The following is a 14,892-nucleotide window of genomic DNA, read 5'->3' as shown; positions in this document are numbered from 1 at the left end:
GCGGTACTTTATATGATCTTACTTTATTAAAAAGAAAGGATGAAAAAGTAATAGGTACAAAAGTTTTTAGTGAAAATACCTCTACCCAAATGAAGAAATTATTTAGAGCGGTAGTAAAAGAAGGTAACGGTAAAAGAGCAGAGGTCAAAGGCTATCTTATCGGCGGTAAGACCGGTACGGCAGAAAAACTTTCACAAGGGGCAGGGGGAAAAAAGAAATATCTAAAAAATAGTAGAGCGTCATCGTTTTTAGGTATGCTGCCTGCATCTAACCCGCAATATATTATTTTTATTAGATTTGATGAGCCAAAACCGACTAAAGAAAGCTTCGGCTTTGCAACCGCAAGTTGGACAGCTGCCCCTACTGCCGGTAGAGTATTTGAACGTATGATATCTTTATATGGTTTAGAACCGATAGAACAAAGTGAAGAATAAAGTTAAAATATTACCTAATAATTATAGATTTTGTCATTGCGAGCAGGCATTGTTGCGTGGATCGGTAAAACCTACTTGATGTCATCCACGCCTATGCGGGAATGACATCAAACGATCTATGCAACAAAAAGCCTAAATTTTCTGGCAATGACGTATTTATAAGCTAAAAAGGAGGTTTTTATGTCAAAAAATAAAAATATAACAGATAAACCTAGTATACCTATCCCACGGCTTAAGTCTGTTGATCCTACGACAACAATAAATAATATTATATCAAAACAACTATTTATATCCACAAGTTCCGAGGCACAAGAAGAATTAGAGCTTAGCGGTAATGATAAAAGACCTAACCCTAGTTGTTGTGAGTTATTGTAGAATCCATATTCATTTTTTAAAACTGTACAAAATAGAAAATTAATTTATATTTTGTATACGGTTGATATGATTGTTGGGTGGCTTCGATTTTTCTATTGTCACCCCGTGGCTTGACCACGGGGTCCAGTAAAAATGACCACACAAAATGTTGTTTATATAGATTCCGCGATCAAGTCGTAGGGTGACAACCTAATTGCCGATCAATTCATGGTATGACACAGTACAAAACTATATAACAAAAAACTATTTATGTTAAAGATAAAACAGGAAATATATAAAAATAGCTTACAAATAACATTAAAATTGCTGTTTGCTTTGTTATGTTTTTTTATAATATTATTTCCGTTAGTGAGTTATAAAATAAATATTCAAAGCAGAATCTTTCCGGCGATGGAAATTATATTTATTTATTATTTTATGTCGTTATATTCCTTAAATATTTTTAGTATATTTTTTCTCGGTCTATTTATAGATCAAATAAGCGGTATGCCTATCGGTACAAATTCGCTAGTTTTTTTATCGGCATATACGATTTATAAATTATCTTCAAAATATTTTGTAGCTAGAAACTATTTAATAAATTTCATTATTTTTTGCGTTTATTGTTTATTTATATTGAATTTTAAATATTTACTAATAACAATCAAGAAGCTAGAAGCAGACGGATATTTAATAATTTTCTTTCAATTTTTAACAACTATATTTTCTTATAATATAATTCGTTTTATACTTGACTCTCCTATGAATTACTTTAAAAAGTATGCTAAATAAGAAAATATTACATGGTGAGTTAATTTCACGAAGAGCCTTTATAATCGGATTAGGTAAACTCGGATTTTTATCGTTGCTTGGAATAAGAATGTTTTATTTACAGCTTATTAAAAGCGAAGAATATAAGACTTTATCGGATAAGAATCGTATTAATTTCGTTGTACTTCCACCGACTAGAGGAAGAATTTACGATTTAGACGGCAATATTTTAGCTACTAATAAACCATGTTATCAGCTAGTAATAGATAGGAGCATTAATAATAATTATAGGGATGAATTAGAAATAATTAGTAATATTCTAAATTTATCTCCGGAACAATATAATTATATTAAGCAAAAAATTAAAAAATCTAGTCGCCACACTCCTTTAATAATATTTGATCAGCTTGATTGGCAGCAAGTATCAATGATTGAAGAACAAAAGCATAAACTCGCTTTAATATTTATTGATATAGGTTATTTAAGGTTTTATCCTTTTTCAAGCGTTACTTCTCATTTAATCGGTTATCTTGGTCAAATAAATGAGCAAGAGAAGCAGGAATTAAATATACATAGTTTAAGCGATTTTAATATCGGTAAATCTGGTATTGAAAAATATTACGATAACAAACTACGAGGAGCATTTGGTTATAAAAAAGTTGAAGTAAACGCTTACGGTAAGCAGGTAAGAGAAATAGCAGGAACCCCTACTAAATCGGGTGAAGATATGCATTTAAATATCGATGCGTCTCTTCAGCAAAATATCCAGCAATATTTAAATCCTAAAGGTTCTTCGGTAATAGTTATGGATACTAAAACCGGAAATGTACTAATTTGTGCTTCCACCCCGGGTTTTGAATCAAATCATTTCAGTAAATTATCGGAAAAATATTGGCAAAGTTTAATGAGTGATCCTTATAAGCCTTTAATTAATAAGGTAATACAAAATTCTTATCCTCCAGGCTCGGTTTTTAAAATAATTACCATACTTGCAGCCCTTGAAGTAGGCATTAGTCCTAATAAAACCGTTTTTTGCGACGGTAGCTCTGCTCTTGGTACTAATAGCTTTAGATGTTGGAATCATAGCGGACACGGAACGTTAGATATGATGTCTGCTTTAAAGCATTCTTGTAATATTTATATGTATGAATTAGCAAGAATAGTAGGTCCAGATAAAATTCTTGAAGTTGCAAGAGAATTTGGCCTCGGCTCAAAAACCGGTATTGATTTAGCTCCTGAAAGTAGCGGGTTTGTACCGTCAAAAGAGTGGAAAAAGAAAAAATTAAAGCTTCCTTGGTCAATAGGAGATAGTTTTAATTTAGCAATTGGACAGGGGTTTCTAGGGGTAACGCCGATGCAGCTTGCAAGGTTTATTACGGCGATTGCAAGTAACGGTAAACTGTATACGCCTAGAATATTAAAAAATGATCCGGAATTTTATAATGTCAATATTAAGCCCGAAAATATCACAATAATCCAAGAAAGTTTGTATAATACCGTTAATGTTGCGGGAGGTACGGCGTATTATAATAGAATTTTAGGCAAAAATAGGCAGCTTGCTGGTAAAACCGGTACTTCGCAGGTGCAAGGCAAACTAAATGCTAAAGATGATTTAAACCGTAAATCTGTTGCTTGGGGGAGGCGTAATCATGCCTTGTTCTTAGGCTTCGCTCCTTATCACGATCCTAGTTATTCCGTTACCGTCTTTATTGATCATGGCGGAGGCGGTAGTAAAGCCGCCGCCCCTGTAGCTCGTAAAATTATGTCGGACGTGTTGGATAAGTATTTATAGCTTTTTTCAGTTTGTAGTTTGTGCTATTATGTGTCGTAATGTGTTATTAATTAAAGATAGGTCACAAGATGGCAAGACTGAATGTAACTATTCCGGACGAACTAAATAATAGTTTAGCATAGTCAGCAAAAAACTTAGACAGATCAAAAGGGTATATAGTACGTAAAGCAATTGAATATTATCTATAGGAAATACAAGAAGATTCAGAAGATGCTAAAATTGCTTTGCAAAGAATTAATGCCCTTGATTTTAAAACTTACACTACTGACGAAGTTAGGGAATGGTTAAAAAAGCAAAATGTTTAAAGTTATATGAGAAAATAAGGCACGTGCAGAATTAGCTGAATTGTGCGGTATCCAGAAAATAACTTAAAATACTAATATTATTAGTATTTTTAACTAGACTCCGTGATCAAGGAACTAGGTGACAATGGCAAAACTGATCCACGCGGGTAATGCTAGCTTTATATAATTATATCTTAACTCATATCAAAAATACTTTATTTTAGTTAGTAGTTTGTGTTATTAATAACTAGGCTTTGCATGCGGAAAATTAAATTAATCTATTTTTTGTTGTAAATCATAAGATTTTTTTGAAATAGGAATAACTATTATTGCAAAAATCTTATTAATTTTCTTTTACAAAACCTAGGAATTATTATAGAGGTATATATGTCTAAGAAAAAGCAGGACGATAAAATAATAAAAGAATTAGAAGAAAGACTAGCAAAACTTAAAGGCACTCCTCCATCACTTGAAGAATTAGAAGAAAGGTTTGCAAAACTCCAAGATAGACCTTATATCCCCACAAAAAAATCCAGTAATGAAGTAGACGATCTAATTGAGCAGCTGCAATCTGAGCTTAAACTAGAACAAAAAAGTAAAAGCCTTAATGATCAAAAAGACCAAGCAATACGTGATAGGCTAGATAAATTAAGAGAAGACAGCCCTATAACGCAAAAAAAGACACCTATAGATCTTTCTTTTAATGATACTAAATCAATAATTACCGATACTATAGATGCTCAGGCAGATATAGCTAGTTCATATGCTAATCGCTCTACCGAGTTAGAGGAGAAAAAAGCATTACTCCATTTAGCTAATAATCTAACTGAAGCGAGAGATATTATTAGGGATATATCCCCTATATCTAAAGAATATGCGCCTAAACTATTAGATGTTATTGCTAGTGGGTTAGGTAAAATTTATGAAGGAATAAAGAACATAGCTTCGCCTGCAGTTAATATTATAAGGGAAATAGGTAGTAGTCTTGTTAATTCGATTAAATCACTTCCTCAAAAATCTTCCAAGCAACAAATAAAATTAAAGAAGTTATATAGAACATATGTTGATTTGAAAGGAATAAAGCCAAAGATAAAAGAAGAGTTTCTTAAAAAACATTATGAGCGAATTGATCAGTTACAAACTCCTAAGGAAATATTTGTAGAAACTGCCAAAATTACTAAATCTATAAGGATAGCCGGAAAACAAAAGATAAATAGTCTTAAACAACAACAAATTATTAATAGAATGAAGCAGCAAAGTCTTACTGCTTTTATAAACAATAATTCATTTACACCGTCTAATACTCCTACTAATAAAGCAAGGTCTTCCAAGAGCAACCAAAGGTAAATGCTATGTCATTCCTGCGAAAGCAGGAATCATAACCCTTAATATTGGACAAAATTATACCTTTAACAAAATAAGCATATAAAAAATTTTTTATATGTTTTACTGGATTTCCACTTTTGCAGGAATGACATAAAGAGCATTTACTGATCCACGCAACAATGCCACGCGGGGATGACATACTGAATGTTCGTATAAGGACCAAGGTATTTAAAGATTATTCTACTCCTATCATTCCGCTTGTCTTAGCTTTATCAAACGAAGTATCTTTAATTGCTGCTTCGGTAAAATCGGCATTTGTTAGGTCGGAGTTATTAAAGCCCGCCTGATCAATTTTAGCTGATTTAAATATACTATCTGTTAATATTGAGTTTGAAAAATCTGTTTTAGTAAGTATTGCTGCAGAAAAATTAGCCTCTTTTAAAATAGAATTTTTTATTACCGTATTTGTTAGGTTAGCATTTTTAAAGATACTATTTGAAAAATCTATTCTATCAAATATTAAGTTGCTCAAGTCAAAATTTGTTAAATTCATATTTGCTAAGTGAGTTATTTTTTGCAAATCTTTTACCGAATTTATTACTATATTATTTGGTAGAATTTTGCTCGCATTATCACTATTTAAAATAATATTATTAGAAACATTAGTATTAATAAAACCGGAATACGCTTGGTAGTTAATATTGTTTATTTGCGAATTAGAAAGGACGGAGTTAATAACCGCAGTATTTGTTAAATTGGAATTTATTAGAGCTACTTGATTTAAATTGCCTAAAGTAATTTTAACATCTGAAAAATTTACGTTTTGTATTAAAGATTTAGAAAAATTTATATTATTAAATTGTCCGTTAGTTATATTTGAGTTTATTATTTCACTGCTGTTTAAGTCAGTATTAATCACTGTAAATTGTTTAAAATCATTATTGCTAAAAATATTATTAGTATAGCTAATATTATCTAAAGTAATATTTGAGCCTTTAGTTTTATTAATCCTTACAAAATTAGCATTACTATTTTTTATTGATACATTATTAAATTTATTATCGTTTAGACTCATATTATTTAATATAGCATTATCGATTTTAAAATGATTTAAAACTGAACTACTAATTGTACTATTTTGTAAATCACATTTAGTAAAGCTAATATTTTGTAATGTTGAATCTTGAAAGGAAGCGTATGAAAAGAAAGAATTATTACTTTGTACGTTATTAAAATTTACTTCATTAAAAATACTTTGTGTGAAGTTAGAATCCTTAATTATTACTGCTGTTAAGTTAGTTTGACTTAGGTCGCTAGATTCAAAATAATTATTAGTAAAATTGGTATTATTTATTACACTTTTTTCTAAATCCGTACCGTAAAATATTGAATTTGTTATATTAGTATTTTTAAAGCTATTATTCTTTAGGTTAGCTTTTTGAAAATTAACACCGTCGATAGTAGTATTGCTCCATAATACATGACTAAATTTAGAATTTTCAAAGTTGACATTTATTATAGTAGTTTTATTAAAAGCAGTATCGCTAAAATTTGATTGAACAAAATTTGTATTTTGTAATGTTATATTGTGAAAAATTGAACCTTGAAAGTCAGAATTATATCCGGAAATATTTTTTATTACCGAATCTGCAAAATTACTTTCTTGAATTATAGCATTTGTAAGTATTGCTTTTTCTAAATTGCTACCTGCAAAATCAGCACGTAATATTTCGCAGGAAGTCAAATCTATTCCTGATAAATCTTCATTTATTAGCTTTACTCCTATTAATTTTACTCCTTTTAAATTTGAACCGAACTTCTCTTTAAGGTTCACTTTAAGGTTTTTAGAATTTTGCGATATTATATAATTCCGAATTACCGTGCTTTGGCTATCTGTAAGTAATCCATTCGCATCACGAGTAGATTCGGAGCAGCTGCTTAATAACAAATAAATCGTAATTATTGATATGACTTTAAGCATTTGCTTCCTCATACTCTTCTTCATTTATTCTATTTGTAGGAGGTATATGTAAGCTTAATAATTTTAATTTACGATGCAAAGCCGATCTTTCCATACCGACAAATGAGGATGTTTTTGAAATATTATTATTAAAACGGCTCATTTGTGCCGATAGATATTGACGCTCAAAAACTTCTCTAGCTTCTCTAAGCGGCATAGATAACATATCAAAGCTATCTTCAAGTTTTGTAAGATTAGCACTATTTGCTAATATTTCAGAAGGTATCATATAAGGTTTGATAATTTCATTATTACCTGTAGTTAACGGATTCATAATTAAAGTCCATTCAACAACGTTACGTAATTGTCTAATATTGCCCGGCCATTTATAGGATTGAAGAGCAGCGATAGTTTCATCAGCAAAGCTACGTTCTTTTAAACCTGAAAATTTTGAAAGTTGCTTAACAAAATACTTAACGAGTAGCGGTATATCTTCTTTTCTTTCATATAATGAAGGTACTTTTAGAGAGGATACATTAAGGCGATAATATAGATCTTCTAGGAATTTGCCGTTATTAACTTCATCTTGGATATTTTTAGAAGTACCGGTGATAATTTTTATATCAATTTTAATATTTTTTCCGCAAGGTTTTGTAATAGTTTGATCTTTAAGGAATTTTAATAATTTTACTTGTATAGGAATAGGAATATTACTGACCTCATCTATATATAAAGTGCCGTTATTGGCAAATTCTAAGATAGTAAGGCGTTTATTATTATTTGCCTGCTTTTCCGATTCGCCGAATAATTCTTGATTGATTTTTTCCGTAGTCATACAGGTAGGGCTGAAAATAATGAACGGATTATTAACTCTTTTAGATTGTTTATGAATTAATCTTGCTGCAAGTGCTTTACCACTACCGACTTTACCGTGAATCATTATACGACTGCTAGAGCTAGCTGCCTTTTCTATTGCCATTTTATATTTTAAAGTTACCGAACATCCGCCTACTAATTCAGTTTTATCTATAACCTTTGATTTTAAATCTATATTTTCGCGTTTTAACTTTGTTACTTCACAAGCTCTTGTAAGTAAAATAACTAATTTATCATTATTAAACGGTTTTTCTATATAATCGTAAGCACCCATTTTTATAGCATTTACTGCTGTTTCTATAGTACCGTGACCGCTAATAATTATTACCGGCATTAAAGGATAGCGTTTTTTAATTATCTCTAAAATTCCAAGCCCGTCAATTTCGCTTCCTTGAAGCCAAATATCAAGTATAACTGCAGAGACCGGTTTTTCGGAAAGTATTTTAAGGGCTTGAGTACTATTAGCGGCAACCTTAGGGTTAAAACCTTCATCTTTCAAATTTGCAGCAATGAGATTTCGTATACTCTCTTCATCGTCTACTATTAAAACATCTAGTTGTGACATTACAATTTACCTTAAAAATATTAATACTAGGTTCTTACGTACGATTTCTAATTGATTTACTATTTTACGATATTTTTTTAGCGAAAATTAATAAGGTTTTTGAAAGAATTAGTTATTCATATTTCAAAAAAATCTTATAATTTGCAGCAAAAAATAACCAAAATTAAATCTTTATTAGAAATCGTACGTAAGAACCTAAATACATACGTTAATGCCGAATGTAAAAGAAAGCAACATTTTTTTATAACATTTTTGTCACAATAGCTATTTATAATGTAAAGGTTGTAAGGTTATATAATATTAAAATTATTTAAGGAATTTTAATTAATTTTATTTGCAGTTTGTAGTGTTATAAATGATTATATATAATGAGAGGGGTAGGATATTCTAAGTCGTCATTGCGAGCGACCGTAGGGGGCGTGGCAATCTCATGAAATAATAACAAGCTCCTGAGATTACTTCGTAATTTCCTCGCAATGACGACGACGATTGTGTATTCAACAGTAAAACCGATTTTAAAAATTATGCTTAACATCTTTTTAATTATTATTTCATTATTTATTTGCTTAATAACCTACCTATTTATCAGCAAAACGGATATTTTTACAAATTTATTGATTTTAAATAGCTTCACGACTTTAGCGAGTTTATTTATTTGTTGTTTAGGTTTATACTTAGGCAATAATTCATATTTGGATATAGCAATTATTTATTTTCTTCTAAGTTTTATAGCAACAAACGGATATTTAAAATATTTCATAAATGAATCGAATGAAAACAAAACAGATTTATAGACATCTTTCCAAATTATCTCTAGAAGTAGAGTTTGGGAAGATGTCTAATACGGTAATTTTAGGATGCGGTCTTAGCGGCATGCTAACGGCGCTTTCTTTTGCACAAAAGGGTATAAAAACTACTATATTCGAGAGTAAATCGGTAAAAAGCCCAGAGTTTTTTAAAGATATAAGAACTACTGCTTTAACGCCGCATTCTAAAAATTTCTTATTCTCTATTGATATATGGGCAGAGCTTGAGAAGTTTGTAGCAGAAATGCAAGACATATATGTAGTAGATAATAAGGCTTCAGAGATATTAGACTTACGAAATGATGCTGACGCTGTACTTGGATATGTAGTTAAGAATAGCGACTTTAAAAAAATGCTATTGTCAAAAATAACTAATAATCCGTTGATAACATTAATTGATAATAATCAATATCAAGAGGTTATAAGCCATAATGACTACTCGATTATAAAATTTGATGATAAACAAATTAAGTGTAATTTATTAATTATATGTGACGGAGCAAATTCAAAAGTGCGGTCTCATTACTTTGCTAATGAAATTGAGAAACCTTATCAAACTGCTCTTACATTTAATATTAAGCATGAAAAGCCGCATGAAAATTGTGCTATGGAGCATTTCCTGCCGCTTGGTCCTTTTGCTTTGCTGCCCTTAAAAGATCAATATGCTTCATCCGTAATATGGTCAACTTCTTCTGATCAGGCTGCTTTAATTGTTAATTTGCCTGCAGAAGAAGTTAGATTTTTAACTCAAAGAAATGCCGGTAATTCCCTAGGTAAAATTACTATTGATAGTGAGATTAGTAGCTTTCCACTAAAAGCCCGTATAGCAAATAGATATTTTCATAACCGTGTAGTGCTTATTGCCGACACTGCCCACACAGTACATCCGCTCGCCGGACAAGGGCTTAATCAGGGCATAAAGGATATAGAGGTTTTGAGTATGATAATTAGTAATAATGGCACATTACAAGAATATCAAAAGCTAAGGCAAGAGGATAACTTTATTATGTATAAGCTAACTGATGAGTTAAATAATATTTTTTCAAATTATTCCAAAAATTTAAGATGTTTAAGACAAATAGGATTTAAGGTGATAAATAATTTTAAACCTGTAAAAAACTTGATTACTAGCTATGCGATGGGGAAGAGGTGAGTGTTCTTTTGTATCATTTCTAGCTAGTTCTGGTGTCATTCCCATGAAAGTGGGAATCCAGTAATCAAGAATCGATAAAAGCATCGTTTGTTTATACTTTTTAAAAGATGGATTCCCGCTTTCGCGGGAATGACATAGAATGTGAAATAACATAGAACATAATTTTGTGAGATATGCATGAGTAAAGAAAATTTAAGCAGTAAATCATCTATTAATACTCCTGAGAAGGAATAAAAAATGCAACAGAAGATAATAAGCTTAAATCTTCAATAAATACCCCTGAAAGAGTAGAGCTTGTAGAAGCAGCACAAACAAAAGCTTCTGAGCTTCCACAGGAACGGCAATCGTAAAATAAGCCAGCAGGAAAAAGAACGCTGCAAGAGGATACGGCACTTTACGGTGCTAGAGTTGCTCGTACCGGAATCGCTGCAAGTGGAGTAGCAATCGAAGTGGTACAGGAGGGCAGTAAAGTTATCGCTAGTCCTACTCATATTAGTAGAAGGAGTAATTAACGTTGGAGAAAAAGTAGCAAAAGCTTATGATTCGGTTGATAAACTTCAGCAAGGTGCAAAAATTAAAGAAAAAGGTCCCCCAAGTTCTGGTTTAGCCGATAAGGCATTAAATAAAATCAGGACACTACCCGGTGGTGAAACTGCAGCAAATGTTCTAGAGAAAACATATAAAACATTAGGTAGTAAAGCAGTAAGACGTGCGGCTAGAATTGGCGGCGTCGCAGTATCGTTAGTCCTTAATCCTACTCCCGTTGGGGCTGGGCTTGCTGCACTTTCTTTATCGGCTGTTGCTTACAATGTTGGAAAAGAAACTTTAGAAGTAAAAGAAGATAAGCGTTTAGATAGAAAGAAAAAAACTTTAGAAAATATTAAAGCTAATTATGTGAAGCAAGCAGAGTTAGTAGTTACTACTCGAATAGATAAAGCAAAAGATAGTCCTGAACTTAAAAATTTCTTGGATACTCAATTACCTAAAATTTACCAAGAAAAAGTTGAACCTGAAAAATTAAATACAACTAGAACTAAAGAGATTTTAAAAGCAATATGAGATACTACCTTAGAGACGGTATCTTTAGTAGCACAAGCAAGCTCTGTAGGCGGTATTATAGGCGGTTTGGTAGCAGGTGCTATTGGAGGAGGAGGTAATGTAATAGGTGAGGGAGATGCTAATTTAGTGCGTATGGAGCGAAAAAAAGATAAAATAAATAGGAAATTATGAAGATAAGAAAGACTTGCTTGAAAAAGAAAGGCAAGCAAAAATAGATACCAAAGTATTAGAAGAATTTTTAACTATACCCCCTAAAATTGATCAATTAAGTGAAGGGCAGCTAAGAGAGCATTTTAATGTAACTAGAGCAAAGGTTGTAGCGAGACCTGAATTTGCTCCTCCTGCTGAAAAAACTAATTTTGTAAAAGTTAAATCGGCAGTAAAAGCAGGAGTCGGTTATTTTTGTTGAATCGAAATTTGGTGATTTAAAAGAAATATACGGTAAAAAAGAAGAAACATCTCAATCTTTTATAACTCCAAATGTTAGCAATAAAGTAAAACCTGGCAAAACAAAGCTCATGAGCAAGCCAACATATGCAAGAGAATTTGTCACACGGCAAGGGGGTTCGTTATGGTGCCAGCTCACCATCATCACAATCAACTATAGATTATATCTTGCCGCAGAGATGTTTAAGCGGTGTGGAAATACTAGGGGGGAGCGGTGAATTTTGTAGCGATTGTTGGAAGAAGCTAGAGTTTATAGCAAGATCCTATTGTAGTATATGTGGACAAAGATTTAGTATAAAAATCTTAGATAACTGCATTTGTGGAAATTGTTATAGCAACAAAACTAATTATGAGTTTGCTCGCAGCTTATTTAAGTTTAATGAGCATAGCAAAAAAATAGTTCATCAGTTTAAATATCAAGATAAGACGATATTTGTAAGAACTTTGCTAAGCTTTTATATAATAGATATAGCGAGGATATAAAAGATATTGATTTAATCATACCTGTATCTATGAATAGATTTAAGAGGTTACTACGAATGTATAATCCTACTCATATTTTAGCTATGGAAATTGCAAAAGTTACCGATAAAATGTTAAAAGCTGATATTTTAACTAAAGCAAAATGGACCAAGTCTCAGACTTTTCTCTCACGAAAACAACACAAAGTATAATATTGTAAGTAAAAAAATCTTATTAGTCGATGATATCGTTACCACTGCTGTTACTATAAATGAATGTGCTAAAATTTTACGACAAGCGGGGGTGGCGTCGGTAAAAGTCTTAAGTGTTGCTATGACATAATGTCATTGCAAGGGGACGTGGTTGTGTGTATCGAAAAACACACTCGATGTCATCCCTTGGCTTGACCACGGAATGACACAGAAGGTAATTTATGCAAAATGAAATAAAAAAAGTTTGTGTTATCGGTGCAGGAGTAATGGGTTCAGGGATTGCAGCGTTAATTGCTAATTCCTCTCATAAAGTAGTGCTGCTTGATATTATCGCTAAAGATTCCGATGATCCTAATAAAATAGTTAAAACCGCTAAAGAAAATTTGCATAGACAAAAACCTCCGTCTTTATCTTTTCCTGATAAAGCAAATTTCATTACCATCGGTAATTTAGAATAGGATTTAGGTTTAATTAAAGAATGTGATTTAGTTATTGAAGTTATTGTTGAGAAGTTAGAAATCAAACACCAATTATATAATAAAATTATTTCTTATCTTAAAGAAGATGCAATTATTGCTTCTAATACCTCTACATTACCGCTTAAAAGACTCAAAGAGAATTTACCAGATAATATTAAATCTAGATTCGTTATTACGCATTTGTTCAATCCGCCAAGATATATCTGCTTGAGTTAATTATAGACCCTACGATAAAGGCTGAAGTAACAGAAAGAGTATCAGAGTTCTTAACGAAAACGCTTGGTAAAATTATAGTAAAATGTAATGATACGCCTGGTTTTATTGCTAATAGAGTAGGGTGTTTTTTACTTGAATTAGTAGCCCGTAAAGCGATAAGTCAGAATCTTGATGTTGCTACTATAGATAAGATATTTACTACATGTTTGGGGTTGCCGAGTACCGGAATTTTCGGTTTATATGATCTAATCGGGCATGACGTAATGAAGTTAATTTCAAGTTCATTACTTGCTTCTCTTCCTGCAAATGATGCTTATCATAAAATATATGTAAAGACACCTGTTCTTGATAAGATGATAGAGAAGCAGTTAATTGGAAGTTATCAATATAAACGACTTATCATATAGTCCTGTTCAAAAAGTAGATATTTCATTTAATGATCTTGATGCGCTTCTTGTAAGTGATTCGGTTTACGGTAAATTTTTTACTGAAATTATCACGGAATTTTATGTTTATTTAGCAAGTCTGGTTCCGTCGGTTACGGATAATATTTATGATATCGATGCTGCTATGAAGCTTGGTTACAGCTGGAAATACGGTCATTTGAATTTATTGACTATAGCGGCTAAAAACGGCTGAAATGCGGTAATTAAAAATGCCGCTTTAATGCACATCCCACTTCCGCAATATTTAGCCAATAAAGAATATCAAAAAATCGATAAACAAAAATTTAATTCTCACAAAGATATTTTACAAGAAAGTCAGATAGTGTTAGAGAATAGCTCGGTAAAATTAATACTTTATCAAGATACTTTGATTTTTGTTATTACTACAAAAATGAATTGTTTAAATCATGAGGTGTTTTATTTACTACAAGAAGCAGCAAGTAAAGCCGAAAATGACGGTAAAAATCTTTATATTTATCTGCAAAGGAAATAATTTTTCTGCCGGTGCTGATTTAAAACTTCTTCTTTCTTATATTGAAGATAAGAATTTTCACGATCTAGAGAATTTACTAAAGCTGGGACAGCAAACCATGCTCCACTTAAAATATTCCTCTGTACATGTTATTAGCTGTGGTCTTGGTGTGGCACTTGGAGGTGGATGTGAGCTGTTATTGCACTCAAGCTTTATTATAGAAAATCAAGAACTTAACGCAGGGCTTGTAGAACTTGGTGTTGGTTTAATACCCGGGTGGTGCGGTGTTACCGAAATGTTTGCTCGAAGTAATGGTAATAAAACTAAACTAATTAGAAATATCAGCAATATTATAGAGCAGAATAAAACAAGTTCAGCCGATTACTTTAAAGCAGATTATGATGTAGAGAATATGCACGTAAATATGAACAAGCATTATATTTTAGAGGAAGCTTTAAAATTAAACCTACCTAAAAAGATAGTACCGATTCCGCATAAAATTACTTTGCCTAAAATAAATTTAGCAACAGCAATAGATACATTAAAATATAACGATCTACAAAATAAGGTACTTAGCAAATTTCAAGATATTATTGATACACATAATGAAACGAATGCAGAAGAGCTACTTGCCTATGAGCAGGAAATATTTTTAGAACTTGCAAAAGATCCAAAAACTATAGAGAAGCTGAAAGTAATTGTGGGATAAACTCCTACTATGTCATTCTTGCGGGGCATTGGCGTTGTTGTATGGATCGATGTCATTCCTGCGAAAGCA

The 14,892-nt window shown here is 31.6% G+C and carries 12 protein-coding genes and 4 pseudogenes; 14 read left to right on the top strand and 2 right to left on the bottom strand.

Annotation, left to right across the window (positions count from 1 at the left end; translation table 11 throughout):
• The 5 genes from RGRA_RS0105545 to RGRA_RS0105525 form a co-directional block, all read left to right on the top strand.
• The coding region (locus tag RGRA_RS0105545) for a penicillin-binding transpeptidase domain-containing protein (RefSeq protein WP_024547350.1) at positions 1-434 on the top strand (434 nt) is incomplete at its 5' end.
• Between the two features lie 180 nt (positions 435-614).
• Positions 615-809 (top strand): hypothetical protein, encoded by a 195-nt coding sequence (locus RGRA_RS0105540; protein WP_017442343.1) that lies wholly within the window; start codon positions 615-617, stop codon positions 807-809.
• Between the two features lie 249 nt (positions 810-1,058).
• Positions 1,059-1,580: a hypothetical protein gene (locus RGRA_RS0105535; RefSeq protein ID WP_017442342.1), complete on the top strand. Its 522-nt coding sequence runs from the start codon at positions 1,059-1,061 to the stop codon at positions 1,578-1,580.
• Positions 1,570-3,351: a penicillin-binding protein 2 gene (gene mrdA / locus RGRA_RS0105530; protein ID WP_017442341.1), complete on the top strand. Its 1,782-nt coding sequence runs from the start codon at positions 1,570-1,572 to the stop codon at positions 3,349-3,351. The genes RGRA_RS0105535 and mrdA overlap by 11 nt, the downstream gene beginning before the upstream one ends.
• A gap of 671 nt (positions 3,352-4,022) precedes the next feature.
• A complete protein-coding gene (locus tag RGRA_RS0105525; RefSeq protein ID WP_017442340.1) occupies positions 4,023-4,982 on the top strand; it encodes a hypothetical protein in 960 nt (319 codons plus the stop codon).
• A gap of 214 nt (positions 4,983-5,196) precedes the next feature.
• Here the strand turns inward: RGRA_RS0105525 and RGRA_RS0105520 are convergent, their stop codons facing one another.
• A complete protein-coding gene (locus RGRA_RS0105520; protein WP_017442339.1) occupies positions 5,197-6,942 on the bottom strand; it encodes a pentapeptide repeat-containing protein in 1,746 nt (581 codons plus the stop codon).
• Positions 6,935-8,362 (bottom strand): sigma-54-dependent transcriptional regulator, encoded by a 1,428-nt coding sequence (locus RGRA_RS0105515; RefSeq protein WP_017442338.1) that lies wholly within the window; start codon positions 8,360-8,362, stop codon positions 6,935-6,937. Before RGRA_RS0105515 ends, RGRA_RS0105520 begins: the two co-directional genes overlap by 8 nt.
• 524 nt (positions 8,363-8,886) lie before the next feature.
• On the opposite strand from RGRA_RS0105515, the gene RGRA_RS0105510 reads away from it, so the two are divergent.
• From RGRA_RS0105510 to RGRA_RS14375, 9 genes and pseudogenes are all read left to right on the top strand, one after another.
• Complete coding sequence (locus RGRA_RS0105510) at positions 8,887-9,156, top strand: monovalent cation/H+ antiporter complex subunit F (RefSeq protein ID WP_024547349.1); 270 nt, start codon at positions 8,887-8,889, stop codon at positions 9,154-9,156.
• Positions 9,134-10,321, top strand: a complete 1,188-nt coding sequence (gene ubiH / locus RGRA_RS0105505; RefSeq protein ID WP_017442336.1) for a 2-octaprenyl-6-methoxyphenyl hydroxylase — start codon at positions 9,134-9,136, stop codon at positions 10,319-10,321. The genes RGRA_RS0105510 and ubiH overlap by 23 nt, the downstream gene beginning before the upstream one ends.
• A 177-nt stretch (positions 10,322-10,498) precedes the next feature.
• Positions 10,499-10,762: pseudogene (locus RGRA_RS10780) on the top strand (hypothetical protein).
• A 132-nt stretch (positions 10,763-10,894) separates the two neighbouring features.
• Positions 10,895-11,188: pseudogene (locus tag RGRA_RS14385) on the top strand (hypothetical protein); the annotation flags it as partial.
• Positions 11,189-11,215: 27 nt separating this feature from the next.
• Positions 11,216-11,380, top strand: coding sequence for a hypothetical protein (locus tag RGRA_RS13635; RefSeq protein WP_017442335.1), 165 nt, complete (start codon positions 11,216-11,218; stop codon positions 11,378-11,380).
• A 184-nt stretch (positions 11,381-11,564) separates the two neighbouring features.
• Positions 11,565-11,789 (top strand): hypothetical protein, encoded by a 225-nt coding sequence (locus RGRA_RS13630; RefSeq protein ID WP_017442333.1) that lies wholly within the window; start codon positions 11,565-11,567, stop codon positions 11,787-11,789.
• A gap of 125 nt (positions 11,790-11,914) precedes the next feature.
• Positions 11,915-12,310: a double zinc ribbon domain-containing protein gene (locus RGRA_RS09145; RefSeq protein ID WP_236609822.1), complete on the top strand. Its 396-nt coding sequence runs from the start codon at positions 11,915-11,917 to the stop codon at positions 12,308-12,310.
• Positions 12,311-12,366: 56 nt separating this feature from the next.
• Positions 12,367-12,696: pseudogene (locus tag RGRA_RS14380) on the top strand (ComF family protein).
• Between the two features lie 26 nt (positions 12,697-12,722).
• Positions 12,723-14,823 (top strand): annotated as a pseudogene (locus tag RGRA_RS14375) (3-hydroxyacyl-CoA dehydrogenase/enoyl-CoA hydratase family protein).
• The last annotated feature ends 69 nt before the right edge of the window (positions 14,824-14,892 follow it).

Source organism: Rickettsia gravesii BWI-1 (genome assembly GCF_000485845.1).
Taxonomy (GTDB): Bacteria; Pseudomonadota; Alphaproteobacteria; order Rickettsiales; family Rickettsiaceae; genus Rickettsia; species Rickettsia rickettsii.
The sequence above is the reverse complement of the archived record's forward strand: the minus strand, read 5'-3'. Positions and strand labels throughout refer to the sequence as shown.